The organism is Rhodococcus sp. IEGM 1372, assembly GCF_030056835.1.
Taxonomy (GTDB): domain Bacteria; phylum Actinomycetota; class Actinomycetes; order Mycobacteriales; family Mycobacteriaceae; genus Rhodococcoides.
In genome coordinates, this window is sequence record NZ_JASHKS010000027.1 from 33,924 (window position 1) to 59,857 (window position 25,934).

Below are 25,934 nucleotides of genomic sequence, written 5' to 3' on the forward strand. Positions count from 1 at the left end.
ACACCCGCCATGCACGCAACCCTAGTGGTTGGGGCCGACAACCCGAACCCGCGAACTCGAAGTTACGGCGGCTTTGAACCGTTTTCACATCCATAACTTCGAGCTCGGCGGTTACTCGGTGTCGGTCTTCTTCGCCGGGGCCTTCTTGGCCGGTGACTTCTTCGCGGCAGTGGTCTTGGAGGCAGTGGTCTTGGTGGCCGTCTTCTTGGCAGCAGCTTTCTTTGCCGGAGCCTTCTTCGCTGCGGCCTTCTTGGCCGGAGCCTTCTTGGCGGCAGCCTTCTTCGCCGGTGCCTTCTTCTTCACCGGACCACGAGCACGCCTGTCCGCCAACAACTCCGACGCACGATCGTCGGTGATCGACTCGACCTCGTCGTCCTTGCGCAGGCTGGCGTTGGTCTCGCCGTCGGTGACGTACGGCCCGAAGCGACCGTCCTTGATCACCATCGGCTTCTCACTGATCGGGTCGACGCCCAGCTCGCGCAGCGGCGGCTTGGCTTCGCCCTGACGACCCCGACGCTTGGGCTCGGCGTAGATCTTCAGCGCCTCTTCCAAGGTGACGGTGAACATCTGATCCTCGTCGGCGAGCGAGCGAGAGTCGGTGCCCTTCTTCAGGTACGGGCCGTAGCGACCGTTCTGCGCAAGGATCTCTTCCTTCGACTCCGGATCGACTCCGACGACGCGAGGCAGCGAGAGCAGCTTGAGCGCATCCTCGAGCGTGATGGTCGCCAGGTCCATGGACTTGAGCAGAGAACCGGTGCGCGGCTTGGGGCCGGTCGCCTTCTTCGCAGCCGCCTTCTTGGCCGGAGCTTTCTTGGCCGCCGCCTTCTTCACCGCGGTCTTGACTCCGCCGCCACCGTCACCGTCGTTGCCGGACGGCACCGGGACGATATCGGGCTCGGGGGGCGTGGGTTCGGGTTCCGGCTCGGGCAGGATCTCGGTGACGTATGGCCCGAAACGGCCTTCCTTCGCGACGATGTCGTGACCGGTCAGCGGATCGACACCGAGCTTGCGCCCCTCTTGCGGTGTGGCGAAAAGCTTTTCGGCGAAGTCGATCGTCAACTCGTCCGGCGGAAGATCGTCGGGCAGGTTGGCGCGCTGGCTGATCGGATCGCCGTCCGGATCGTCATCGTTCTTGACCATGCGCTCGAGGTACGGACCGTAACGGCCCACGCGCACATGGATTTCGCGACCCTCGGAGTCGTCGAACAGACGGATGGAGTTGATGGTGCGGGCGTCGATCTCTTCGAGATTCTGGCCGACCATCTTCTTCAGGCCACCGGAGCGAGCCACCGAGCCCTCGGCACCGGTGTCGCCGCCGAAGTAGAAGCTCTGCAGCCAATTGCCGCGTCGCTCACGGCCTCCCGCGATGGCGTCGAGGTCGTCCTCCATGCCTGCGGTGAAGTCGAAGTCCACCAGACGCCCGAAGTGCGCCTCCAACAACGCAACCACCGAGAACGCCACCCACGACGGCACCAGTGCACTGCCGCGCTTGTAGACGTAACCGCGGTCGAGAATGGTCTTGATGATCGACGAATACGTCGACGGCCGACCGATGCCCAGTTCCTCGAGCGTCTTGATGAGCGACGCCTCGGTGAAACGCGCGGGCGGGTTTGTGGTGTGACCGTCGGGATCGAGCTGGGTGGCGGTGACGGCCTGACCCTGAACCAGTGCGGGCAAACGTGATTCGGCGTCGTCGGACTGTCCGCCGGCCTGATCGTCGACGCTCTCCACGTAGGCCTTGAGGAAGCCGGCGAACGTGATGGTGCGCCCCGAAGCGGAGAACGTGCACTCCTCGCCGGTTCCGACCGTTCCGGTGATGCGCAGTGTCAGCGTGGTGCCGCGCACGTCGGCCATCTGCGACGCGACCGTGCGCTGCCAGATCAGCTCGTAGAGGCGGAATTCGTCGGTCTGCAGGGCCGAGTGCAACTGACCGGGCGTCTGGAAGACATCACCGGACGGGCGGATGGCCTCGTGGGCCTCCTGCGCGTTCTTGACCTTGCGGGTGTACTGACGCGGCGACGGATGGACGTACTCCGGCCCGTAGAGCTCGGTCGCCTGGGTACGTGCCGCCGAGATCGCCGACGCGGACAGCGTCGTCGAGTCGGTACGCATGTAGGTGATGTAGCCGTTCTCGTACAGCCGCTGCGCGACGCGCATGGTGCGCTCGGAGCTGAAGCGCAACTTGCGGGCGGCTTCCTGCTGCAGCGTCGACGTCATGAACGGCGGGTACGGCTTGCGGGTGTACGGCTTGTCCTCGGCGGACGCGACCGTCAGGTCGACGCCTTCGAGAGCCTCGGCGAGGCGTCGGGCACGCGGTTCGTCGAGGACGGTCACCGAGTCGGACTTGAGCTTGCCGTCGGCCCCGAAGTCACGACCTGCGGCGACGCGATTGCCGTCGACATTGACCAGGCGGGCTCCGAAGCTGCGCGGGGTGGCGTCGGCTCCGGCGTCGAGCGTGGCGGAGATGTCCCAGTACTCGGCACTGCGGAACGCCATCCGCTCGCGCTCGCGCTGGACGACGATGCGGGTGGCGACGGACTGCACTCGGCCTGCCGAGAGCTTCGGCATGACCTTCTTCCACAGCACCGGGCTGACCTCGTAGCCGTAAAGACGGTCGAGGATACGACGGGTCTCCTGGGCGTCGACGAGGTCTTGATCGAGGTCACGGGTATCGGCGGCGGCAGCGAGAATGGCCGGCTTGGTGATCTCGTGGAACACCATGCGTCGAACCGGGATCTTGGGGTTCAGGGTCTCGAGGAGATGCCAGGCGATGGCCTCACCCTCGCGGTCGGGGTCAGTGGCGAGATAGAGCTCGTCGGCGTCCTTGAGCAGGCTTTTCAGCTCTGCGACCTTGCCCTTCTTCTCGGGCGAGACGACGTACAGGGCCTCGAAGTCGTGGTCGACGTCCACGCCGAGACGTGCCCATGGTTCACCCTTGTACTTGGCGGGAACGTCCGCGGCACCGCGGGGAAGGTCGCGAATATGGCCGACGGAGGCCTCGACGACGTAGTTGCTCCCTAGGTACGGGGCGATCTTCTTTGCCTTGGTCGGAGACTCGACGATGACCAGACGACGTGGCTCGGCGGAGCTGTCCCCCGTGCCGTTGTTACGTGCTGCCACCTTGCTGCCGAACCTTCCCTAGTGCGTTTTCACAGGCAGATTTGCCTGTCCCACTACTAACAGACTGACATACGTCGGCCAAATACTCGCAGATCAGTCACAGATCGGCCTACTCGGCGTGGGGCCAATTGGTACGTGCGTCCACGTTCTGTGGAGCGTCACCGACGTTCTCGGTGAGCCGCAGCAGCCGGCGTCGACCGGTTATTCGGAGGCCAGGATTGGACCCACGCGTGCCGATGAGTGTCGGCGCGATGCCCGCGCGCATCAACGACTGGGCGAGGACGGCGTGAGTTTCCGGCGCGTGCGGATCCAGACCGAGCACGTACCGCTCCCCTTCCGCCTCGGGACGACCCGACGCGAGCACCCAGGCGCGCAGTTCGCGAGAGCCCGGTACCCAACCGGGCGGGACGGCCTTGACAGCGCCCTTGGTCCACAGAGACGCCAATGCGGACAGTTCGGGCACCGACGCGGTACGCACCAGAGGCCTGTCCTCCTCCGATTGACCGAGCTCCGGCGTCAGACCGCATTGTTCGATGAGTTCGGCGATGGCGTCCGCGCGCCACTGAGCGTCGACCACGACGGAAATTCGGGCCGCACCCGCCGAGGTGACGACATGGCCGGTGGCAGCCAGCAGCCCACTGAGATCGGTCACCGCGGGCGGCAACGACTCGGCGGAGAAGAAGGACAGCTGGTTCACAGCATGGACATTAGGACATCGACGCCCGCGCTCACGGCTTTCGGCGCTCCCCGGTGGTTCGTGGAAACGAAACATCCCCCTTTTCGATCGGCCTTGTAGGACCGATGAAAAGGGGGATGACGGTTCTCGACTCCAAAGAGAAGAGAATCAGACCGCGCGAACGCCCGTGGCCTGAGGACCCTTGGTGCCCTGGCCGACCTCGAACTCGACGCGCTGGTTCTCCTCGAGGGTGCGGAAGCCGCTGCCCTGAATTTCGGAGTAATGAACGAAGACGTCAGCGGAGCCGTCTTCTGGTGCGATGAATCCAAAGCCCTTTTCGGCGTTGAACCACTTCACAGTTCCCTGTGCCATGCTTTTCCTTCTCTTTCTAACACCGGATTCGATGGAGCGCACTTTCGGTCCATCGGGCCGGTTCCGACCGCTGCACTTTCTACGAATCCCCCTCAGGATTCCCCCTGACGGACGAGCTCTTCCAGTACCGCGCCCGCAACATTAGATCCTGCGAGCGTAGAACGAACACAGAAGCTGCGACCGCGTCAAGTGAACCATGAACTCCGCGTTCGCAACAGTCGAAAGTCGACCGTTTTCGAACATTTTGTCCGTGTTGTAGAAACGGACAACATCCGACAGGCGAATTGCTGCTTCCACCAGGGCGCGAAGGAGCTGAGCAGGTTCCCGCTAGCATGGGGATGTCGCGAACAGCCCGACGGCGCTTGTAGATCGAACGAATGCATGGAGGCCCGTGAGCGAGAAGAATCCGCTGGGCGGTGCGGATGCCGGGAGCTACGGGCAGCGGTTGCTGGATCGAGTATTGGCGGGATCGCCTTCGAGCGAGAGCCCGTTGACCCACGTCGCCGAACTGCCGGCACGCGCCTCCCAGTTCTCCTCCTGGCCGTCGTGGGTGGGCCCGGAAGTGGTGCAGGTGATCACCTCTCGTGGGATCTCACAACCCTGGACGCATCAGGCACGTGCGGCAACACTCGCCGCCGAGGGCAGTCATGTGGTGCTCTCGACCAGTACCGCGTCGGGTAAGTCGCTGGCGTATCAACTCCCCATCCTCACGACGCTGTCCGCCGATGCCCGAGCGACCGCGCTGTATCTGGCCCCCACCAAGGCCCTCGGTGCCGATCAGCTGCGCACCACGATCTCGATAACCGACGAGTTGCGTTCGGTATCAGACGAACTCGCCGAAGTGTTTCCGAGCGCGTACGACGGCGATACGCCGATCGAGATTCGCCAGTGGGCCCGCGCGAACGCGCGCTGGATCTTCACCAATCCCGACATGCTGCATCTCGGCATCCTCGGCTCGCACGAGCGGTGGTCGCGCTTCCTCCGCAACCTCCGCTACGTGGTGGTAGACGAATGCCATTACTACCGTGGAGTTTTCGGGTCCAATGTCGCGCTCGTGCTCCGCAGGCTACGACGCCTGTGCGCACGGTACGGAGCATCGCCGGTGTTCGTTCTCGCCAGCGCCACGACGTCCGAACCCGGGCGGGCCGCGAGCCGACTCATCGGCGCGCCGTGCGCGGAAGTCACCGAGGACGGATCCCCGCACGGAGCCCGCACCGTCGCGCTGTGGGAACCACCGCTGCTCAAGGAGATCACCGGCGAAAACGGCGCTCCGGTAAGGAAATCCGCAGGCGCAGAAGCGTCGCGCATCATGGCCGACCTACTGGTGGAGGGCGCGCGAACTCTGGCATTCGTGCGGTCCCGGCGCGGAGCCGAGGTGACCGCGCTGGGGACCCAGAGAATTCTCGCCGACGTCGATCCGCAATTGATACGACGCGTCGCCGCCTATCGCGCAGGGTATTTGGCCGAGGATCGGCGCAAACTCGAATCCGATCTGTCCGACGGCACGTTGCTCGGCGTCGCCACCACCAATGCGCTCGAACTGGGCGTCGACATCGCCGGTTTGGACGCAGTGATCGTGGCGGGCTTCCCCGGCACCGTCGCGTCGTTCTGGCAACAGGGCGGCCGCGCCGGACGACGCGGGGAGGGCTCGCTACTGGTGCTCGTTGCGCGCGACGATCCACTCGACACTTATCTGGTGCATCACCCGGCGGCTCTGTTGGACAAGCCCGTCGAGGCCACCGTCACCGACCCCACCAACCCGTACATCTTGGCTCCGCAGTTGCTCTGCGCTGCAGTGGAACTGCCGATCACCCTCGTCGAGGCCGAGGAACTGAGCGCGGAATCGGTGCTTGAGGAACTCGAACTGAAAGGCTATGTGCGCAAGCGTCCGCACGGGTGGTTCATCACCCCCGAGGGGCAGCAGCTGTCGCCGCACGGTGCGGTGAACATTCGCGGCGGCACCGGGGTGCAGGTGGCCATCGTCGACGGCGAGTCCGGTCGCATGCTCGGCACGGTCGACGGCGGCAGAGCGCCCGCCACCGCCCACCCGGGTGCCGTCCACATTCACCAGGGTGAGTCGTTCGTGGTCGACGAGCTCGATCTCGATGCCGGTCTCGCACTGGTGCACGCCGAGCAGCCCGAGTGGAACACCTCGGCCCGCGAGATCACCGACATCTCGATCACCGCGGTGCACGAATCCGTCGACTACGGCGAGGTACGCGTCGCACTGGTGCAGGTCAACGTCACCCATCAGGTCGTGGGATATCTGCGACGCCTCCTCTCCGGCGAGGTACTCGACTCCATCGAACTCGACATGCCCGCACAGACACTCGACACCCGAGCCGTCATGTACACCATCACCCCGGAGTTGCTCGAGCACAGCGGAGTTCCGTACGAACGATTCCCCGGATCACTGCACGCCGCCGAACACGCGGCCATCGGGTTGCTGCCCTTGGTTGCAACGTGCGATCGCTGGGACATCGGCGGAGTGTCGACGGCTCTGCACCCCGATACGGGCCTGCCCACGGTGTTCGTCTACGACGGATACGACGGCGGAGCAGGCTTCGCCGACCGCGGTCACGTGGCCATCGCCGATTGGCTCACGGCCACGAAAGACGCCATCGTCTCCTGCGAATGCCAAACAGGTTGCCCCTCCTGTGTGCAATCACCCAAATGCGGAAACGGCAACGATCCACTGGACAAAGACGGTGCTGTTCGAGTGTTGACTGCGGTACTGGCGGCCATCACTCGGGAGGGGTGAGTCCACGGATTCCGATTCAGCGCCGGTCCAGCGCCGGTCCAGCGATAAACGCAAACGCGCGCGCATTCGCGGAACGCGTGCAAAATCGGCTGCTGGACGGGGCTATATCGCGCGCTTCTGACAAAAGCGCGCGCATTTGCGGCGTCCGGGCGCAGGGCGTGACCTCACAGGCTCACAGCGGAATGCGTTACCCGCACAACGCCATTCGAAAGCCGGCGGGTACACGAATCTGCGACAGCCGATGCTACGTCGGTTCCGGGCTGTTGCGAATGGACAGGGCCGCAGCGGACGACCGGATGTGTTCTTCGGCCGACTTCATTGCGAGCTCCGCGTCACCGGATTCGACGGCCGCCAGAATCTGCCGGTGTTCGGTATTCAGCTTGTCGGCCAACGAGTCCCAATCCTCGATCTCCAACAGCGCGGCGAGGATCGGCGCACGCATCGACTCCCGGATTGCTGCGGTGAGGGACGCGACGAAGTCGTTACCCGAGGCCTCGGCCAGGGCGATATGAAAGTTCGTGTCGGCGTCGTTGAAGACCTCTCGGGTGACACCCCGCGCTGCCATGATGTCCACTTCGGCCCTCGCCTGCGCAAGCTTGTTCTGATCGGGGGCCACCGCGGCAAGGTGAACACTTGCCCGCTCGAGCGCAACTCGCGTGCTGATCAAGTCGTCGATCCGAAAGTTGGTCAGCGCGACGTGCAGGCGAAGGAGACGTGTGAGCGCCGGCCGCGGCAGCGCCGCAACGAAGGTGCCGGCTCCGGGACCCGAACCCGGTGACGACCGGAGGATTCCACTGCTTTCGAGGACGCGTACCGCTTCACGGACCCCGGCCCGGCTGACGTCGAGCTGAGCTGCGAAGTCCCGCTCGGGCGGCAGCGGATCTCCGACGCGGAGATCTCCTGCCATGATTCGCTCCTCGATCGCGTCGATGACCAGTTCGTGCGCCCGTGCGCGCCGGACCGGCTTCCACGGAAGCGGTTCGTTCTGCGCCCGTCCAGCGTCGTCAGCCATAACGATCATCCAACCAGAAGAAGGTCTGTGCCTCGAGCCTCTTGACCCCATCGGGTGTGATCCATATCATTCGTCGAGTGGTCAGACCTCACACACATTGAAGGTCTTGAATGGAGTAGCCGTGTACACACCCGATCTCGAACCGCTCGCGGGCAGCATCGGATTGTCCGCTGCGGTCGCGTGCCTGCCGCTGTTGACGGTCTTCGTCACGCTGGGCCTTCTTCGTTGGAAAGCCCACTTCGCCGGTCTGGCCGGGCTCGTCGTCGCGCTGGCAGTGGCGGTTCTGGCCTACGACATGCCGGTGAATCTGGCCGGGCTGTCGGCCACACAGGGCTTCGCTTTCGGGTTGTTTCCCATCGTGTGGATCGTGATCTGTGCGATCTGGTTGTACGAGTTGACCGTGACAAGCGGACGATTCGACGACCTGCGCCGCATCATCGATGCCATCTCCGACGATCCGCGTATCCAGGCGATCATCATCGCGTTCGGCTTCGGCGGGCTACTGGAAGCCCTCGCCGGATTCGGTGCTCCCGTCGCCATCACCGGTGTCATGCTGCTGGCTATCGGCTTCGCTCCGATGCGCGCAGCCGTCGTCGTATTGCTCGCCAACACCGCGCCGGTCGCCTTCGGCGCCATCGGCATTCCTATCCTCACCGCCGGCAACTTGACGGGCATCGACTACCACGAGATCGGCGCGTACGTGGGCCACCAGACCCCGTTCATCGCCCTGTTCGTACCGCTGTTCATCGCGTTCTTGACCGATGGTCGACGCGGCGTCGCCCAGACGTGGCCGGTCGCCCTGGCCGTCGGTGTCGTGTTCGCCGTCGCGCAGTGGGTCAGCAACCTGGATCTCGGTCGAATTGACCGACATCATCGCCTCGCTGGCGGGCATCGCCGCAGCAGTCGTGGTTCTGCGGTTCTGGAAGCCGGCCGGATCCGACGCGGCCCGCGAACGCATCCTCCTGGCCCGGGATGCGGACCTCGATTCGGGGAGCTCGGGCAGCGCCCCGATCACGCCTGCACCGATCGCCACCCGCACCATCGAGGCCGCGCCGCTGACGACCCAACGAGTGTGGCTCGCACTGTTTCCCTATTTGCTGGTCATCGCGGTGTTCTCGGTGGCCAAACTGTGGTCCCCGGTGGCCAGGTTCCTCGCCTCGACCGACATCGCCGTACCGTGGCCCGGTCTCGACGGCAACATCCTCACCGCCGCCGGTTCCCCCGCAACCACCACCATCTACAAGTTCACCTGGTTGTCCACGCCGGGAACACTGCTCCTGATCTGCGGTGTCATCGTCGCCGCCGTCTACCGCGTCAGCGCTCCCGACGCCGCCCGGCTGTTCGGAAGCACCCTGATCAAACTGCGATTCTCCGCACTCACGGTGGGCGCGGTTCTGGCGCTCGCCTACGTGATGAACCAGTCGGGGCAGACCATCACCATCGGAACCTGGATTGCCGGCACCGGCGCATTCTTCGCCTACCTCTCCCCGATTCTCGGGTGGCTGGGAACCGCGGTCACCGGCTCGGACACCAGCGCGAACGCGTTGTTCGCGACGCTGCAGCAGACTGCAGCGATCAACGCCGGCATCGACCCCACCCTGCTGGTCGCCGCCAACACCTCGGGTGGTGTGGTGGGAAAGATGATCAGCCCGCAGAATCTCGCCATCGCTGCTTCCGCGGTGGGGTTGGTCGGGCGGGAGTCCGAGATATTCAGAAAGGTCATCGGGTGGAGTCTCGGCCTTTTGCTTGCCATCTGCCTTCTGGTCGGACTCCAGAGTTCGGTCCTGGCCTGGATGCTCCCCTGACCCGTCGTCACCATCACTCACCGCAATCAGCCCACAGAATCGAGAACGTGACATGCCCATCACCCGGCAGATGCCCAAAGCGACCGACCTGCGCGAGGTCCTCTCGTTCAAGAAGCCCGATCTGAATCTGCGTCGACGACGCCTCAGCGCCGCACTCACCATCGACGATCTCCGCACCATCGCCCGTCGACGCACCCCACGGGCCGCATTCGACTACACCGACGGTGCCGCCGACGCCGAGATCTCGCTCTCGCGGGCTCGACAGGCCTTCCGCGACGTCGAATTCCACCCCTCGATCCTGCGGGACGTCTCCCACGTCGACACCTCGACGACGGTGTTCGGCGGGCCGTCCGCGCTGCCGTTCGGCATTGCACCGACGGGATTCACTCGACTCATGCAGACCGAGGGCGAATACGCCGGTTCTGCCGCGGCCGGAGCTGCTGGAATTCCGTTCTGCCTCTCGACGCTGGGCACCACGTCGATCGAGGACGTCAAGGCCACTAATCCGAACGGACGAAACTGGTTCCAGCTCTATGTGATGCGAGATCGCGACATCTCGTTCGGGCTGGTCGAACGCGCCGCGAAGGCAGGCTTCGACACCCTCCTGTTCACGGTCGACACGCCGGTCGCCGGGTCACGCCTGCGCGACAAGCGCAACGGATTCTCCATCCCGCCGCAGTTGACCGCGTCGACGATCGCCAACGCCATTCCGCGGCCCTGGTGGTGGTGGGACTTCCTCACCACGGCCAAGCTCGAGTTCGCATCGCTGTCCTCCACTGGCGGCACGGTCGGAGAGCTGCTGAATTCAGCGATGGATCCATCGATCTCGTTCGAGGATCTCGACGTCATCCGGGAGATCTGGCCCGGCAAGCTGGTCGTCAAAGGTGTTCAGTCGGTAGCGGATTCGGTCCGTCTCGCCGAACTGGGAGTCGACGGAATCATCCTGTCCAATCACGGAGGCCGACAACTCGATCGGGCTCCTGTTCCCTTCCATCTGCTGCCTCAGGTCGTCCGCGAAGTCGGCTCCGACTTCGAAGTAGCCGTCGACACCGGCATCATGCACGGTGCCGATATCGTCGCCTCCATCGCGATGGGAGCGTCGTTCACCCTCGTCGGCCGGGCCTACTTGTACGGTCTGATGGCCGGAGGTCGCGCCGGCGTCGACCGCATGATCGAGATCCTGCGCGAGGAAATAGTGCGCACCATGCAACTGCTGCAGGTCAATTCACTCGCGGAACTGACCCCGGAGCACGTCACTCAACTCACTCGATTCGCTCCTCTACAGTCCGGGGCCCGCACCTTCACACCACGCTGACCGCTGTAGGCCGGGGTTCACGGCAAACGCGCGCGCATTCGCTGAATGCTCGCGAAATCGCTGGCCAGACGGGGCGAATTCCCGCGCACCTGACAAACGCGCGCGCATTTGCGGATTCGGCCGCCAGGTGCCGGGAGCGGGCGGGCGGGCCAGCGGGCGGGGGCGGGCGGACCCTCACCCCGGACCCGCCCGCGCCGAGGCGATGGCGTCGGACATTCCGAAGCGTCCGAGGAACACCGGTTGCCCCACCGTCACGATCACGTCCCACTCGTCGATCGTGCACTCCCGCAACCGAGTCCCCATTCGCCCCGCCAAACCCCGCGCCGTCTCGCACGCATCGGCCACTCCGCGATCGAGGGCCCCCGCCCCGGCCAGCGCCGCGAGATCCGCCGCCGACTGCGCCTGATGACGAGCACCCACCGCCGAGCCGACGTGCATCACCATCACCACCACAACGATCAAGGCCGACATCGCCAGCGCCGCCAACACCGTCGCGCCACCCTCGTCATCACGCATCGCCCTTCCGAAAGCGAGCCTCATTCCGCTGCAACCGGTTCCGCAGCAGCAACCGCCTCAGCAGACAACGTCAACCCTGGCAGCGGACTCGCCACCTCCACCCGCGCGACGAAGAACTCCCCGTCCTCGGTCACCGTGATTCGCGCGCCGTCCGGCGCAACCCTCTCCCCCACCGAAACAGCCCGGGCCGCATCCCCTCTGGCCGCCAACCGCGCTGCCTCCCTGGCCGCATCGACGCAGCCGATGTGCATCGTCACCGACACGATCGCCCCGATACACACCACGATCACCGCGACGATGGACGCGATCGCGAACGCCGCCTCCACCGTCACGGCACCGTCGTCATCGGCCAGGATCAGACGGCTGTGTTCAGCGCTCGATCGATGATCCCCGTCAACGCCGTGACGATGCTGTCGCCGGTCACCACCGTATACAGCACCGCCCCGAACGCCGCGGCCGCGATGGTCCCGATCGCGTACTCCGCGGTCGACATGCCATCGTCCTCCACGCCGAACAGAACGATTCGAGTCTTCAACTCCTGCAGCGCGTTCTCGATCATCTCGATTCCCCTCCCTGTTGTCCGCTGCGGTAGTTCCGCAACGGAAGATTGTCGGCGCGGCGGTCACAGCAGACCGCCGCCCAGTACGTTGCCCGCCAGTCCGATCACCACGGGGATGATGCCGAGGCAGATGAAGGCAGGCAGAAAGCACAGGCCCAACGGCCCGCTGATCAGCACACCGGCACGTTCGGCCGCAGCGGCCGACGCGTCCTCGGCGCGAGTTCGTTGTGTCGCAGCGAGTTCCGTCATCGCCGACGCCATGGACGACCCGGCCCGGGCAGATCGGCGGGCCATCCTGGCCAGAGCCTCGGTCTCGGGATCCTGCGCGACGGCGTCCCATGCGGTCGCGGCGTCGGCACCGAGTTCGAGCAAATCGGCTGCCTTGCGGAGCGCGACTCCGAACGAGGTCGGAGCGGAATGTGCCGCTGCCGCAGCGGCGGTCGATATCGGCAAGCCTGACCGCAGACAGGCGGCGAGCAGATCGAAGGTCGTGGCCACTGCGAGCGGGTCGGGTGTCGGCGTATCGACGGTGTCGGTGTCCGCCCGGCGCTCGGATGCCAGCCTGTGCAACCCACCCGAGACCGAGGGCAGCGTGATCGATGCCGTGGCCAGACACAGCAGCGCAACCCACATCACGTCGTGACCTTGCCGGTGATCGCATCGGTCCACAGCAGTCCCGCACAGCCCAGCGCCGTGCCGATGAGCAGCAGCATTCCGCCGAGCCCACCGCCGAGCAGAATATGCAGTGGATCGGCTCCCATCAGCTGGCCGAGTGCGACCCCGAGAATCGGTAGACCGGCCAGCACCAGTGCGGTGGCACGGGCACCGGCGAGCGATGCGTCGGTTCGTTCGCGAAACCGTCTGCGTCCCAGCATGTCCTCGCGGACCGCGTCGAGCAGCTCGGCGAGCGCGAGCCCGTGCTCGTCTGCGACTCTCCACGCGGCTGCCAGCCGGCCGAGCTCGGCGTCCAACAACGAATCGGACGAGGCGATACCGTCGGCAGCCATGCCGCCCAGTCGGGACCGCGATGCCGCACCGCGCAGTGCCGTCGACGCGATACCGCCGCATTCGTCCGCCGCGACCGCGCTGGCCGTGGCCGGATGGGATCCGACGCGTAGCTCGCCGATGACCACCTCGACGCCGGTTGCGAGCCAGTTCAATTCGTCGGCACGCCGGTCGCGTTCGAGTCGCCGACGATATCGCCGCCATCCGGTACCGCCCGCCACCGCTGCTGCGCTCACGGCCCAGATTCCGCCGAGCCACAACGCCGCCCCTGCCGCAAGCAGAACGCAGCAGGCCGGCACCAGCCATCGCGGCGCGGAGGAAGCCGCCCGTTCTTCACCAGGCAACCGACGGAAACTGCTCGGCCACAGGGCAACCGCGAGGGCGAGGACCATCACCGCCGCCGTCATCGCGCGTCACCGCAACGGCGGTCGAGCAGTTCGAGGAGCCGACCTTCACCCGGCGTCGCGTCGGCAGTCACCGACCAGGCCGCCGCGATGTGCACTCGCCCGGTGGGATCGACGTCGACCACTCCGATCTCACGTAGTCGTCGAGTACCGTCGGAACTTCGGTGGACGTGCAACACCACTTGGACCGCAGCGGCGAGTTGGCTGTGCAGCGCGTCTCGGCCCATTCCGCCCAGTGCCGCAAGGGCTTCGAGTCTGGCCGGTACCTCGGCCGGGGAGTTCGCGTGAATGGTTCCGGCTCCGCCGTCGTGACCGGTATTGAGAGCCGTCATCAAGTCGATGACCTCGGCCCCGCGCACTTCACCGACCACGAGCCGGTCCGGTCGCATTCGCAGAGCCTGACGCACCAGCTGCCGCACCGATACTTCACCCACGCCTTCGACATTGGGCGCGCGGGCCACCAGCCGGACCACGTGCGGATGTGCCGGGGCCAACTCGGCGGCGTCCTCGACGCAGACGATCCGTTCGGCCGGATCCACCTCTCCGAGAAGGGCGGCCAAGAGTGTGGTTTTTCCCGCGCCGGTACCGCCGACAACGAGAAATGCCAGGCGGCCGAGCACGATTCGACGCAGCAGCTCGTACCCGTCTTCGGTCACGGCTCCCGATGCACGGAGCGCGGCGAGTCCTTGAGTTGCCGGTCGCAGCACCCGAAGCGAGACACACGTTCCTCCGCTCGCCACCGGTGCCAGCACCGCGTGCAGGCGGACTCCGAACGCCCCCTGCCCGACGCCCGGCAATCGACCGTCGACCCAGGGCTGCGCGTCGTCCAAGCGGCGGCCGGCCGACAACGCGAGCCGCTGCGCCAAACGACGTACGGCAGCCTCGTCGGCGAAGCGGATGCCGGTGCGCTCGAGTCCGCGACCACGATCGATCCACACCTGATCCGGTGCGGTGACCAGCACATCGGTCACTCCGGGCTCGGACAGCAGCGGCTCCAACGGCCCCGCACCGGTCAGCTCGGTCTGCAGAACACGAAGGGCCGCAAGCATATCGGTGTCGCCGATCACCCCGCCTGCTTCCGCTCGAATCGCCGCGGCGACGGTCGCGGGCACCGGAGCATCGGCCGATGCCGCCAGGCGATCACGGACGCGGTCGAGCAGATCCGCGGTGACGACGGCGCTCATGCCGCCCACCGCTGACCACCGGGCTTGTGCGCGAACGTATCGAGCACAGCGTCGGCTGCCGCGGCCAGCGGCGACCGTCGGCCCAGCACCAGACCTCCTCGTTCGAGGCGCTCGGCCAACGCGGGCTCGGCGCGCATCGAGGTCAGCAGCGGAAGACCGAGGGCGACGGCGATGTCGTCTGCCCTCAGCCCACCCGGCGCAGGCCCACGAACGACCAGGCCGACGTTGGCGTTTCGATCCACCACCTGCGCTGCCACCGCCTCAGCCGACGTCACGGCTCGCAGTTCGGCCGGTAGTACCAGCACGACCAGATCCGCCGCGGCGTACAGAGCGTCGGAGACGTCGCTCGGATGGCGCGGAGCGTCGCACACCACCAGATCTCCCGCTGCGCGTCCTGCATCGACCACAGCCGCCACTGCAACGGCCGAGAGTCCGACACCCCGGTCCTCGGATCGGCCGAGCGCCAGCACCGACAACCCGCCGCGGGAAGGCAGCGCCCCGTGCAGAGCGTCGCCGGAGACTCGGCCGCCTTCCACGACCAGGCCGGACCACCGCAGACCCGGAGCGTTCTCCCAGCCGAGTAACAGGTCGAGGCCACTGCCGTACCGATCACCCTCGACGAGGAGGGCACGTCGGTCCGAGCCGTTGCTGCGGAGTCCGAGTGCGGCAGCGAATGTCGATGCGCCCGCGCCGCCGCGAGCGCCGACCACGGCGATCACTCCACCGTCTCCCGACGGCACCGACGCGGGTTCGCCGAGTATGCGCACGAGTGCGTCTTCGTCCTGCGGCAGGGAGATCACATGCTCGGCACCGAGCGATGTGGCGATGCGCCAGTCGTCGAGTGTCGGTTGCTCGTCGGTGACCAGAATGACGCCCGAGCGTCGCGGAAATCCGGACGCCAATGCCGTCTCTGCAGAATCGAAATCGACCAAAATTGTTCCGGATCGGTCCCACATCGACCGTGCCGAACCGATACCGACCAGTAAGTTCTGCTCTTCCACAACACAATCCGCGGCCGCGGCTATTCGATAGACGTCCTCGCGGAGTCCGCGAAGTTCTATCGACATCGCCACAGTCGGGTGCGCGATTCGCTGGCGCAGGTCCGTTTCCATGCGCCAAGCCTGCGTGAGAATTTGCTCGAGGTGCGCGCGACTTGGGAAAATGTGGATAGATCGGGGCCTGTGGATGAATACCGGTACTGCTGTACCAGTTTTTGCCCCGACCCGGAAAAGAGGACGACCCTCGCCAGGGGGGGAGGAGGCGAGGGTCGTCTGGTTCAGCCCCGGGGGGTCGGGCTGAACACCGCCCGGAATGAACCGGGCTCATAGCAAATACTACACCCGTGGACTTCCTTGTTTGCAAGTTCAACCGTCGCTTTTTCTCGACGGTTTCGGACCGAGTCCGCCAGTGGCGCCGCGCAACATCCACCGGTCACCACCGGCCACTATGGTGACAAACGTGACCCAGAGCGCGAGCACCGACGACGCCCCGGCCGGCCGACGCGCAGCGCGCGTCGCGGCATTCTTCGACCTCGACAAGACGATCATCGCCAAGTCCAGCACGTTGGCATTCAGCAGACCGTTCTTCGACCAAGGACTCATCAACCGGCGCGCCGTTCTCAAGAGCAGCTACGCCCAGTTCCTGTTCCTGCTCTCCGGAGCCGATCACGACCAGATGGAGCGCATGCGCGCACACATCGCGAGCATGACCGCCGGCTGGGACGTCGAACAGGTACGAGCAGTCGTCGCCGAAACCCTGCACGACATCGTCGACCCCCTCGTGTTCGCCGAAGCCGCCGACCTGATCGCAGACCACAAGCTCCGCGGCCACGATGTGGTGATCGTGTCGGCGTCCGGCGACGAGATCGTGCACCCCATCGCAGAACTCCTGGGTGCCGATCACAGCATGGCCACCACGATGGTGACCGTGGACGGCAAGTACATCGGCAAAGTCGACTTCTACTGCTACGGCGAGGGCAAGGTCGACGCCATGAACTCCCTAGCCGCGCAACATGATTACGACTTGGCGTCGAGCTACGCGTACTCGGACTCGATCACCGACGTGCCGATGCTGCGCGCCGTCGGGCATCCCACGGCCGTCAACCCCGACCGAGCGCTGCGCAAGGAAGCCGCGTCCCGCGGCTGGCCGATCCTCACGTTCTCCAACCCGGTCTCGCTGCGATCACGGATCCAGACCCCGTCCGGCAAGACCGTAGCGGCAAGTGCGGCAGCAGGTTTCAGCGCTCTTGCGGCCGGCGCGATCACCTACGGACTGCTCCGAAGAAAAAGATGACGCTCAACCCCTTGATGTGAGGCGCGTCACGGGGTACAAATGACGTACGGAAGAACGGAAGGCCAAGAACGAATCGGAAGAGAAGATTCGCTCTCCCGACCGCCCTTCCCAGCACGGACACCAGGCACCCACGCGGAGCGGCCACCTAATGGCAGAAGCGCTGTGGGCCTGCGAGATTCGTCGATGATCAGCAAGAACCCTGCACCGGTTGCAGGGATGACCTCATCACCGTCGAACCCTCGCCGAGGCCACGTGGTTTTCCATCACAGCCCACCTGAGCACGCTTGGTAACCAGGCGCTCCGTGCTAACGGGCGGCGAAGTCGACGCAAGTCGGCATCGCCGCCCTTTTATGTGTGGGTTAGACCGCGGCTTCGGCAATCGAAGTCGCTTCTGCTGCACCGGCTTCGAAGGCTCCACAGCACAGGATCACCCAGCTCCCGACGCCCGTCGCCGTGCCCTCGGCGAATCCGGTCGCGCCGTCCCGGTAGGCATTTGCTCGACGCATCCAGCTCACTTCCGGCACTCCGAGGTTGTGGGGGTCGAATCCCGACGACGCCGCCACCAGTCTCGATGCAGCCCGCGCAACGATGCCGTCGGCCGATCCGAAAGCTTTGAGCGTCAACAACTCACCGTGCACCACCGCCGCGATCACCGGAGCGGGTGCAGAGGTTCCACCGGTCACGAGCTGAGCGAGCAGGTCGAGTCGCTCGCCGACCCCCGCATCACCACGAGGACGACCGAGCGCGGAGGCGTCGTCGACGAGATCAGCAGCTGCCAACAAGTGGAGTCGAGCCAGGGTCTGCAGCGGAGCGCGCTTCCACGTCGAGAGCGTGTTCTGCAGGGCGTCGCCATCGAGGGCTGCCGCGACTCGAAGCGCGCCGGCGAGCACGGGGTCGCCTTCTTCGCCCTCGCGGGGGAAATCCATCGACCCGCCCTCGAGCGACGAGGACGAGCGGGCCGCACGGACCGCGGCCTCGGCCGCTGTGGCCGGCCAGCCGCGACGGTTGGCCTTGTGTCGATGCACCGCGCCGAGAGCGTCACGCGCCCGTTCGGCGGAGTCGACAACTCCGGGCAATTCCAGCAGCGGGGCGAGGGGGTCCGTCACGACAGACGACGGTACCCCCTCCCCTCACCCCTACTTTGCCCCTGCCGCCAACAGCTCGGCACGGGCCTGGCGACGCTTGGCCTGTTCGGCCGGGTCGGGCACCGGGACGGCCGCGAGCAACCGCTTGGTGTACTCGTTGGTCGGACGACGCAGAATCTGATCCGTCGTACCGAACTCGGCGAGTTTGCCCTTGTTCAGCACCGCGATGCGCTTGGCCAGTACCTCCACCACCGCGAGGTCGTGGCTGATGAACAGGCACGCGAAGCCGTACTCACGCTGCAGTTCCTTGAACAGCTCGAGCACCTTGGCCTGCACCGACACGTCGAGTGCGGACGTCGGTTCGTCGGCCACCAGCAGCGTCGGCTCCAGGGCGAGCGCCCGGGCGATACCGACGCGCTGACGCTGCCCACCGGACAACTGGTGGGGGTAGCGGTTGCGCATGGTCCGCGACAGGTGAACCCGGTCGAGCAGTTCCTCGACCTTTCGATTTCGGTCTGCAGCACTGTGCTCGGTGTGCAACAGCATCGGCTCGGCAATGGACTGTCCGATCGGCCAGCGCGGGTTCAGCGACGAACCTGGATCCTGAAACACGATGCCGACCTTGCTTCGCACCGAACGCAGTTCGCGATTCGACAGGTTGGTGATGTCGACGCCTGCGATCGACAACGAGCCGCCGGTGAGCTTGTTCAGTCCCACCACGGCCTTGCCGATCGTGGACTTGCCCGAGCCGGACTCACCGACGAGGCCGACCACCTCACCCATCTCGATGTCGAGGCTGACCCCGTCGACGGCCCGAAACACGGTGCGGCCCGGGTACTCGATGACACCGTCGACGATGCTCAGAGCCCGGGTCTCCTCGACGGCACTGGGCTCGGCGATCTTCCCGGCGGTCACGGCCTCGATGCTGCTGCCCAAGTGTGGAACCGAGGCGAGCAACTGCTGCGTGTACGGATGCGACGCGTTCTTGAATATGGTTTGCGCAGCGTCTGTTTCGACGATGACGCCGTCCTTCATCACCGCGATGCGGTCGGCCATGTCGGCCACCACACCCATGTCGTGAGTGATCAGGACGATCGACGCGTCGATGCGGTTCCGGAGATCACGCATCAGGTCGAGGATCTCGGCCTGCACCGTCACGTCCAGGGCCGTGGTCGGCTCGTCCGCGATCAGCAGCGACGGGTCCGAGGACAGCGCCTGGGCGATCATGGCGCGCTGACGCTGACCACCGGAGAGCTGGTGCGGGTAGAAGTTGACCCGCGTCTCCGGATCCGGCATCTCGACGAGCTTGAGCAGCTCGACGGCCCGCGCTTTCGCTTCCTTCTTCGACAGCGAGGTGTGCGCGCGGATGGCCTCGGTGATCTGCCAGCCGATCGAGTACACCGGATTGAGCGCCGTCATGGGCTCCTGGAAGATTACAGCGACGTTCTTGCCGCGGATGGGTGCGAGCTGCTTCTCGGGCAGCCCGACCAGCTCTTTCTCGCCCAGCTTGATGCTGCCGGACACCCGCGAATTATCGGCCAGCAGGCCTGGTACGGCCATCGCCGTCGTCGACTTACCGGATCCGGATTCACCGACGATGGCGAGAACTTCACCGGAGGCGACCGTGAACGAGACGGTGTCGACCGCCTTGCGCCAGACCTTCTCGACCTCGAACTCGACCGTCAGATCGGTGACGCTGAGAACCGTGTCCTTCTGAATACTCATGTCAGTTCCGTTTCGGATCGAGTGCGTCACGGAGTGCGTCGCCGAGCATGATGAACGCCAGCACGGTGACGGAGAGGAACGCGGCCGGGAACAGCACCAGGTGCGGTGACGTCAGGAACCTGGCTTGACCGAGGTTGATCTGTAGGCCCCAGGAGATCTCGGGGGCTTGCAGTCCGATTCCGAGGAACGTCAATGTCGCCTCGGCCGCGATGAACGTACCCACCGAGATCGTGGCGTAGATGATCACCGGGGCCAGCGCGTTGGGCAGGATGTGTCGCACCAGAATGCGGTAGGTCGACGCTCCCAATGCCTGTGCGGCCTGGACGTACTCACTGTTCTTGATGGAGATGACCGACGATCGCACCAGGCGCATCGCCGTCATCCAACCGAAGGCCACCAGGGCCAGCGACACTGTGAAGATGGTGCGCTGGGCGGTGACGGTGAGCAGGATCAGAGCACCGAGCAGCAGCGGGATACCGAAGAACACGTCGGTGAAGCGCGCCAGGATGCTGTCGATCGCACCGCCGAAGTACCCGGCGAGAGCACCGATGAGGACGCCGATGATCAGCACGCCGATCACCGAGAGCACACCGATCGACAGCGAGATCCGCGCACCGTAGATGACGTTGGCGTAGTAGTCGCAGCCCTGGATGTCGGTGCCGAACCAGTGTGCTGCACTGGGTTTTTGACCGGAATCGGACAGCGAGCACACTCGCGGATCGATGCCGCGGGCGAACAGCTGCGGGAACACCGCCATGACCAACAGCACCAACAGCAGGAACGTGCCGATGATGAAGAACGGGCTCTTGCGCAGGTACTTCCACGCGTTGCCCCACAGGCTGGCCTGACCGACAAGCTCGACGGCCTCGCCGGTGACGACGTTTCCGGGCTGGCCCTCGTCCGCGGCGTGCTGAGCTGCGCTCGAATCTTCTTTATTCATAGCGAATCCTTGGATCGAGAACCGCGTAGAGAACGTCCACCACGAGGTTGAAGAAGATGTAGAAGAACACGAAGAGCGTCACGATGCCGACGACGACGGCACCTTCCTGACGGGCGAGACCGTCGTAGATGGCGCGGCCGAGCCCGGGCAGGTTGAACACCGTTTCGGTCACGATGGCGCCGCCCAGCAGTCCACCGACGTCGGCACCGATGAAGGTGACAACAGGAATCAGCGAGTTGCGCAACGCGTGCCGAACGATAATGCGCCGGTTGCTGATTCCCTTCGACTTCGCGGTGCGGATGTAATCCGCGGCCATCGACTCGGCCACCGAGGTTCGCGTCAGACGAGCCACGTACGCCATCGACAGCGATGCGAGCACTAATCCGGGGAGCAGGTAACTCGACCAGCCGTCGTTGATGCCGGAGATCGGGAAGAGCCCCAACTTGAGACCGAGGGTGAACTGGGCGATGAAGCCGAGAACGAACACCGGCACCGACACCAGCAGCGTCGTCGAGATGAGCACCAGGTTGTCGAAGAAGGATCCGCGCTTGAGGGCGGCGAGCACGCCTGCAGCGATACCCATGACGGTCTCGATGACGACGGCCACGATGGTCAATCGGACCGTGACCGGAAGTGCCCGCTCGATGGTGTCGAGAACGGGGCGTCCGGAGAAGTCGGTACCGAAATCGCCCTGGAAGAAGCCGCCGATGTACTTGAAGTACTGCACGAAGAGGTTGTCGTCGAGGTTGAACTCGTCTCGCAACTGGGCAACGACGCCCGGGGCGAGGGGGCGATCTCCGGCGAGGGCGCGGATGGGATCACCCGGGAGCGCGTAGACCATCGCGAAGATCAAGAACGAGGAGCCGATCAGGACGGGAATCGTCAGCAGTAATCGGCGAGTGATGTAGCGACCCACTGTGTGTCTTCTCCTTGAACAAGGGACGAACCTGCGCCTCGGGTCTTGCCGGCGCAGGTCGGTGTGGGGCGGATGCGCCCCACGGTTGAACGAGACCCGGTGGGTGACAGCCGATCACGCTTGGCTGCCACCCACCTGGGTGTGTCGTCAGCTGACTACGACGTCCTCGAGGATGATGTTGCCTCGGTTGTCGATCTTGACGTCGGAGACGCGATCGGACCACACAGCCTGGTTCAGGCCGTAGAACAGCGGAGTAGCGGGCATCTGATCGATCAGGATGTCCTCTGCCTTCTGGTAGTCCGCGGTTGCAGCGTCGATATCTGCAGCGTTGTTGCCTTCGGCCAGCGCGGCGTCGAATGCCGGATCGTTGAAGAAGACGTAGTTACTACCTGCAGGCGGGGTTGCGGCTGCCGAGTACAACGGGGAGAGGAAGTTGTAGATCGACGGGTAGTCCATGATCCAACCCGAACGGAACGGGCCAGTCATACCCTGGGCGTCCTGCAGCGGCAGGTACTGCGCGAACTGGAGGTCACCGCGCAATGCGTAGTTCACGCCCAGGTTGTCACGCAACTGGTTGCCCACGGCGGTCATCCACGAGTCGTGGCCCGCACCGGCGTTGAACCACAGATCCACCGGCTGGCTGCGGTCGAATCCGGCCTCGTCGAGCAGACGGTTTGCCTCGTCCGCGTTGAGCTCGCAGTTGGCACCGCAGGCGTCCTCGCGGTAGCCGTCGACGACGGGCGATGCGAAAGATCCTGCCGGAGTGCGGGTATCGGTGAAGATCGCGGTCGCGATGGCCTGGCGATCGATGGCCATCGAGAATGCCTTACGCACGTTCGGATCCTGGAATCGCGGATCGTACGTCGGGAAGCCGAGCGAGGTGATGTCCGGGCGAGCGCGCTCGCCGTACCGGTCACCGAACGTGTCGCGGGCAGTGGCCCACGCGTCCTCGGGGAGGTCGAGCATGACGTCGAGTCCGCCACCCTGAACGTCGTTGTAGCCGGTGCTCACCTCGGTGTAGACCTTGAAGTTGACGCCTGCGGACTGTGCCGCATTGTCGCCTGCGTAATCGTCGTACTTGGTGACGGTGAATCCCTGTCCGGGAACGAAGTCCTCGTCGGCCTTGAACGGGCCGTTACCGATCGGGCGAGCGCCGTAGGCGTCGGGGTCGGCATAGAACGCCTCGGGCAGCGGGTCGAATGCGGTGTATCCCAGCGTGAGCGGGAAGATCGCGAACGGTCCGTTGAGCTTGACGGTGAAGGTCGTGTCGTCGACGACGCTCAGTCCGCTCAGTTCGGTCGCGACGGGCTCGGTGGTGTCGCTGCCCTGCAGGTCTGCGTAGCCTTCGATGTTCTCGAAGAAGTAGGAGGCACCGAAAGCGTTGGTACTCAACGCGTTGTAGCTCCACGCTTTGGTGTAGGACTCGGCCGTGACGGGGGTGCCGTCGTGGAACGTCCAGCCGTCCTTGAGCGTGACGGTCCAGGTGGTGTTGTCCTCGGACTCGACGGACTCGGCAACGCCGTTGTACTCGACGCTGTTGTCCTCGTCGTTGAACGTGACCAACGGAGTGAAGAGCGCCTCGAGAACCTGGCTGCCCTCGCTCTCGGTGGTGTTGCCCGGAATCAGCGGGTTCTCGGGCTCGCCGATGTAGATGCTGTAGATACCGTCGGCGCTACCGCCGGAGCTCGAGCCACCGCCGCCACAGGCGGCGAGCAGGCTCGCACTCATCAGCACAGCCGTGGTGACTACCGCGGCACGTTTGATACGCAAGAAAATCCTCCATCCAGATGTGAACACGGGGTCGTCCGTGCTCAGTTCCTCGGGCGCGACGCCCGGGGATTCGTGGGCGACCGCATGGCACGGCAGGTGGGCCGTTCCAACGATCTGATGGGATGGACTTTAGACACATCCTGAAACGAACATGTGAACTCCCCCAGATTTTGCTGACCCGTCAGTAAGCCGGAAACATGATCGAAACGTTTCGGCAAGTCGATTTCTCACAGTTCGGACATCGGCGTCGCCCGGGATGCACGCCGACGGCTCCGATTACCGCCCAGCGTGCAGAAACTACCGATCACCGCAGATCAGGGGGTTGCAGGCGATTGCAACGGTGCGATTGCCATCACATGTGACTACCCTCACAAGGGGCTCGAGACAGGCACGGAAGTGCAGTTTCATGAGCGAAATGCACCGGACGAAAGTGAGCTATTCGAGATGACGACCAGTACCTCCGGAACCGACGAGACCGCGGTTGCCTCCTACGCGCCCTCGGCCGAGTTCGCCGCTCAGGCCAACGCCGGAGCCGACCTCTACGCCGCCGCGGAGAACGATCGACTCGGCTTCTGGGCCGAACAGGCTCGCCGACTCCACTGGCACACCCCGTTCACCGAGGTACTCGACTGGTCCGACGCCCCCGTCGCCAAGTGGTTCGCCGACGGCGAGCTCAACGTCGCCTACAACTGCGTCGACCGCCACGTCCTCGACGGCCACGGCGACCAGGTGGCCATCCACTGGGAAGGCGAACCCGGCGACAGCCGCGACGTCACCTACTCCGATCTGCTCGCCGACGTCAGCCAGGCCGCCAACACCCTGACCGAACTCGGCCTCGTCTCCGGCGACCGCGTCGCGATCTACATGCCCATGATTCCCGAGGCCATCGTCTCGATGCTCGCGTGCGCCCGCCTCGGCCTGACCCACTCCGTCGTCTTCGCCGGCTTCTCCGCCACCGCGCTGCGCTCACGCATCGACGACGCCGAAGCCAAACTCGTCATCACCACCGACGGTCAGTGGCGACGCGGCAAGCCCGCCCCCATCAAGGACACCGTCGACGAAGCCGTCGACGGCGCCGCCGGCAGTGCATTCGAGAACGCTGCCGCGTCAGTCGAACATGTACTCGTCGTCAAGCGCACCGACTCCGACGTCGCCTGGACCGACGGACGCGACCTGTGGTGGCACGAGACCGTCGCCAAGGCGTCGAAAGAGCATGAGGCACAGCCCGTCCCGGCCGAGCATCCCCTGTTCATCCTGTACACCTCCGGTACGACGGGTAAGCCCAAGGGCATCATCCACACCTCCGGCGGCTACCTGACGCAGACCTCGTACACCCACCACAACGTCTTCGACCACAAGGCAGGCAAGGACGTCTACTGGTGCACCGCCGACATCGGCTGGGTCACCGGACACTCCTACATCGTCTACGGCCCGCTCTCGAACCGCGCCACCCAGGTCGTCTACGAGGGCACGCCCAATTCGCCCGACGAGCACCGGCATTGGAACGTCATCGAGAAGTACAAGGTCTCGATCTACTACACCTCCCCCACCCTCGTTCGCACATTCATGAAGTGGGGCAAGGAGATTCCCGAGGCACACGACCTGAGCTCGATCCGTCTGCTCGGCTCCGTCGGCGAGCCGATCAACCCCGAGGCGTGGCGTTGGTTCCGCGACGTCGTCGGCGGCGGCACCGCACCGATCGTCGACACCTGGTGGCAGACCGAGACCGGCGCGATCATGATCTCCCCACTGCCCGGCGTCACCGCCACCAAGCCCGGCTCCGCAATGACCCCGCTACCGGGTATCTGCGCCAAGATCGTCGACGACGACGCCAAGCCACTCGGTAACGGCGGCAACGGATATCTCGTGCTCGACGAGCCCTGGCCGGCGATGCTGCGCGGCATCTGGGGCGATATGGACCGCTACAAGGACACCTACTGGTCCCGCTACGCCGAAGAAGGCTGGTACTTCGCCGGTGACGGTGCCAAGTACGACGAGGACGGCGCACTGTGGGTCCTCGGCCGCGTCGACGACGTCATGAACGTCTCGGGCCACCGCATCTCGACGTCCGAGGTGGAATCGGCACTGGTCACCCATCACAGTGTCGCCGAGGCCGCGGTGGTCGGTGCCGCCGACGACACCACCGGTCAGGGCATCGTCGCATTCGTCATCCTTCGGGCCGGCGAGGAGAACACCGGCGACGCGTTGATCGCAGAACTCAAAGCGCAGGTCTCCAAGGAGATTTCACCGATCGCCCGGCCACGCGAGATCTCCATCGTGCCCGAGCTGCCGAAGACGCGATCCGGCAAGATCATGCGTCGCCTACTGCGCGACGTGGCCGAGGGCCGCGAACTCGGCGACGTGTCCACCCTCGTCGACCCGAAGGTGTTCGAGGCGATCAAGAAGGGCCGCTAGCGCTCAGCGCAGGTGAGCGGAAACTCGAGACGGGTTCACGTGGTCGTCGCAACGAGCAGTCG

Annotated in this window: 20 protein-coding genes and 1 pseudogene; 5 read left to right on the top strand and 16 right to left on the bottom strand. The window is 65.2% G+C overall.

Annotated features, from left to right (window positions below; all coding sequences use genetic code 11):
- Positions 1 to 111: 111 nt before the first annotated feature.
- The 3 genes from topA to QM590_RS18975 form a co-directional block, all read right to left on the bottom strand.
- Positions 112 to 3,120, bottom strand: a complete 3,009-nt coding sequence (gene topA / locus QM590_RS18965) for a type I DNA topoisomerase (RefSeq protein ID WP_269595984.1) — start codon at positions 3,118 to 3,120, stop codon at positions 112 to 114.
- Positions 3,121 to 3,229: 109 nt separating this feature from the next.
- Complete coding sequence (locus QM590_RS18970) at positions 3,230 to 3,817, bottom strand: hypothetical protein (RefSeq protein ID WP_269595983.1); 588 nt, start codon at positions 3,815 to 3,817, stop codon at positions 3,230 to 3,232.
- Positions 3,818 to 3,964: 147 nt separating this feature from the next.
- Positions 3,965 to 4,168, bottom strand: a complete 204-nt coding sequence (locus tag QM590_RS18975) for a cold-shock protein (RefSeq protein ID WP_005248460.1) — start codon at positions 4,166 to 4,168, stop codon at positions 3,965 to 3,967.
- Positions 4,169 to 4,559: 391 nt separating this feature from the next.
- On the opposite strand from QM590_RS18975, the gene QM590_RS18980 reads away from it, so the two are divergent.
- A complete protein-coding gene (locus tag QM590_RS18980) occupies positions 4,560 to 6,929 on the top strand; it encodes a DEAD/DEAH box helicase (RefSeq protein WP_269595982.1) in 2,370 nt (789 codons plus the stop codon).
- A 244-nt stretch (positions 6,930 to 7,173) separates the two neighbouring features.
- Here the strand turns inward: QM590_RS18980 and QM590_RS18985 are convergent, their stop codons facing one another.
- Positions 7,174 to 7,941: a FadR/GntR family transcriptional regulator gene (locus tag QM590_RS18985; protein ID WP_269595981.1), complete on the bottom strand. Its 768-nt coding sequence runs from the start codon at positions 7,939 to 7,941 to the stop codon at positions 7,174 to 7,176.
- On the opposite strand from QM590_RS18985, the pseudogene QM590_RS18990 reads away from it, so the two are divergent.
- Together QM590_RS18990 and QM590_RS18995 are read left to right on the top strand one after the other, a co-directional pair.
- A pseudogene (locus QM590_RS18990) lies at positions 7,859 to 9,746 on the top strand (L-lactate permease). The gene QM590_RS18985 and the pseudogene QM590_RS18990 sit on opposite strands and share 83 nt — an antisense overlap.
- A gap of 52 nt (positions 9,747 to 9,798) precedes the next feature.
- On the top strand, positions 9,799 to 11,061 hold the full coding sequence (locus tag QM590_RS18995; protein WP_269595980.1) for an alpha-hydroxy acid oxidase: 1,263 nt from the start codon (positions 9,799 to 9,801) through the stop codon (positions 11,059 to 11,061).
- Between the two features lie 174 nt (positions 11,062 to 11,235).
- Here QM590_RS18995 and QM590_RS19000 read toward each other — a convergent pair whose 3' ends face one another.
- The 7 genes from QM590_RS19000 to ssd all read right to left on the bottom strand — a co-directional run bounded on the left by QM590_RS19000 (position 11,236) and on the right by ssd (position 15,841).
- Positions 11,236 to 11,577 (bottom strand): Rv3654c family TadE-like protein, encoded by a 342-nt coding sequence (locus QM590_RS19000; RefSeq protein ID WP_269595979.1) that lies wholly within the window; start codon positions 11,575 to 11,577, stop codon positions 11,236 to 11,238.
- A gap of 20 nt (positions 11,578 to 11,597) precedes the next feature.
- Entirely contained in the window at positions 11,598 to 11,909 is a 312-nt protein-coding gene (locus tag QM590_RS19005; protein WP_269595978.1) for a TadE family type IV pilus minor pilin, read from the bottom strand.
- A gap of 23 nt (positions 11,910 to 11,932) precedes the next feature.
- Complete coding sequence (locus QM590_RS19010; protein ID WP_068054150.1) at positions 11,933 to 12,136, bottom strand: DUF4244 domain-containing protein; 204 nt, start codon at positions 12,134 to 12,136, stop codon at positions 11,933 to 11,935.
- A gap of 63 nt (positions 12,137 to 12,199) precedes the next feature.
- On the bottom strand, positions 12,200 to 12,769 hold the full coding sequence (locus tag QM590_RS19015) for a type II secretion system F family protein (protein WP_411741364.1): 570 nt from the start codon (positions 12,767 to 12,769) through the stop codon (positions 12,200 to 12,202).
- Positions 12,769 to 13,548, bottom strand: a complete 780-nt coding sequence (locus tag QM590_RS19020) for a type II secretion system F family protein (protein WP_269595976.1) — start codon at positions 13,546 to 13,548, stop codon at positions 12,769 to 12,771. Before QM590_RS19020 ends, QM590_RS19015 begins: the two co-directional genes overlap by 1 nt.
- On the bottom strand, positions 13,545 to 14,729 hold the full coding sequence (locus QM590_RS19025) for a TadA family conjugal transfer-associated ATPase (protein ID WP_269595975.1): 1,185 nt from the start codon (positions 14,727 to 14,729) through the stop codon (positions 13,545 to 13,547). Before QM590_RS19025 ends, QM590_RS19020 begins: the two co-directional genes overlap by 4 nt.
- Positions 14,726 to 15,841 (bottom strand): septum site-determining protein Ssd, encoded by a 1,116-nt coding sequence (gene ssd / locus QM590_RS19030; RefSeq protein WP_269595974.1) that lies wholly within the window; start codon positions 15,839 to 15,841, stop codon positions 14,726 to 14,728. Before ssd ends, QM590_RS19025 begins: the two co-directional genes overlap by 4 nt.
- Positions 15,842 to 16,175: 334 nt before the next feature.
- On the opposite strand from ssd, the gene QM590_RS19035 reads away from it, so the two are divergent.
- Positions 16,176 to 17,021: an HAD family hydrolase gene (locus QM590_RS19035; protein ID WP_373454860.1), complete on the top strand. Its 846-nt coding sequence runs from the start codon at positions 16,176 to 16,178 to the stop codon at positions 17,019 to 17,021.
- 359 nt (positions 17,022 to 17,380) lie between these two features.
- On the opposite strand, the gene QM590_RS19040 is transcribed toward QM590_RS19035, so the two are convergent.
- From QM590_RS19040 to QM590_RS19060, 5 genes are all read right to left on the bottom strand, one after another.
- Entirely contained in the window at positions 17,381 to 18,127 is a 747-nt protein-coding gene (locus tag QM590_RS19040; RefSeq protein ID WP_094638623.1) for an oxidoreductase, read from the bottom strand.
- A gap of 30 nt (positions 18,128 to 18,157) precedes the next feature.
- On the bottom strand, positions 18,158 to 19,831 hold the full coding sequence (locus QM590_RS19045) for an ABC transporter ATP-binding protein (protein WP_094638622.1): 1,674 nt from the start codon (positions 19,829 to 19,831) through the stop codon (positions 18,158 to 18,160).
- A gap of 1 nt (position 19,832) precedes the next feature.
- Positions 19,833 to 20,771, bottom strand: a complete 939-nt coding sequence (locus tag QM590_RS19050; protein WP_094638621.1) for an ABC transporter permease — start codon at positions 20,769 to 20,771, stop codon at positions 19,833 to 19,835.
- Positions 20,764 to 21,687, bottom strand: coding sequence for an ABC transporter permease (locus QM590_RS19055; protein WP_094612081.1), 924 nt, complete (start codon positions 21,685 to 21,687; stop codon positions 20,764 to 20,766). The genes QM590_RS19050 and QM590_RS19055 overlap by 8 nt, the downstream gene beginning before the upstream one ends.
- 147 nt (positions 21,688 to 21,834) lie before the next feature.
- Entirely contained in the window at positions 21,835 to 23,457 is a 1,623-nt protein-coding gene (locus QM590_RS19060) for a peptide ABC transporter substrate-binding protein (RefSeq protein ID WP_269595973.1), read from the bottom strand.
- Positions 23,458 to 23,901: 444 nt separating this feature from the next.
- Between QM590_RS19060 and acs the strand changes: the two genes are divergently transcribed.
- Positions 23,902 to 25,872 carry an acetate--CoA ligase gene (acs, locus tag QM590_RS19065; RefSeq protein ID WP_269595972.1) on the top strand — a complete coding sequence of 657 codons (1,971 nt, stop codon included), beginning with the start codon at positions 23,902 to 23,904 and terminating at the stop codon, positions 25,870 to 25,872.
- Positions 25,873 to 25,934 lie beyond the last annotated feature (62 nt).

Bases quoted from the DNA above. Each gene is read 5' to 3' on its own strand.
- QM590_RS18975 (WP_005248460.1), bottom strand. From the start codon at position 4,168: ATGGCACAGGGAACTGTGAAGTGGTTCAACGCCGAAAAGGGCTTTGGA.
- QM590_RS18985 (WP_269595981.1), bottom strand. From the start codon at position 7,941: ATGGCTGACGACGCTGGACGGGCGCAGAACGAACCGCTTCCGTGGAAG.
- QM590_RS18995 (WP_269595980.1), top strand. From the start codon at position 9,799: ATGCCCATCACCCGGCAGATGCCCAAAGCGACCGACCTGCGCGAGGTC.
- QM590_RS19000 (WP_269595979.1), bottom strand. From the start codon at position 11,577: ATGCGTGATGACGAGGGTGGCGCGACGGTGTTGGCGGCGCTGGCGATG.
- QM590_RS19010 (WP_068054150.1), bottom strand. From the start codon at position 12,136: ATGATCGAGAACGCGCTGCAGGAGTTGAAGACTCGAATCGTTCTGTTC.
- QM590_RS19015 (WP_411741364.1), bottom strand. From the start codon at position 12,769: ATGTGGGTTGCGCTGCTGTGTCTGGCCACGGCATCGATCACGCTGCCC.
- QM590_RS19020 (WP_269595976.1), bottom strand. From the start codon at position 13,548: ATGACGGCGGCGGTGATGGTCCTCGCCCTCGCGGTTGCCCTGTGGCCG.
- QM590_RS19025 (WP_269595975.1), bottom strand. From the start codon at position 14,729: ATGAGCGCCGTCGTCACCGCGGATCTGCTCGACCGCGTCCGTGATCGC.
- ssd (WP_269595974.1), bottom strand. From the start codon at position 15,841: ATGGAAACGGACCTGCGCCAGCGAATCGCGCACCCGACTGTGGCGATG.
- QM590_RS19035 (WP_373454860.1), top strand. From the start codon at position 16,176: ATGGTGACAAACGTGACCCAGAGCGCGAGCACCGACGACGCCCCGGCC.
- QM590_RS19045 (WP_094638622.1), bottom strand. From the start codon at position 19,831: ATGAGTATTCAGAAGGACACGGTTCTCAGCGTCACCGATCTGACGGTC.
- QM590_RS19050 (WP_094638621.1), bottom strand. From the start codon at position 20,771: ATGAATAAAGAAGATTCGAGCGCAGCTCAGCACGCCGCGGACGAGGGC.
- acs (WP_269595972.1), top strand. From the start codon at position 23,902: ATGACGACCAGTACCTCCGGAACCGACGAGACCGCGGTTGCCTCCTAC.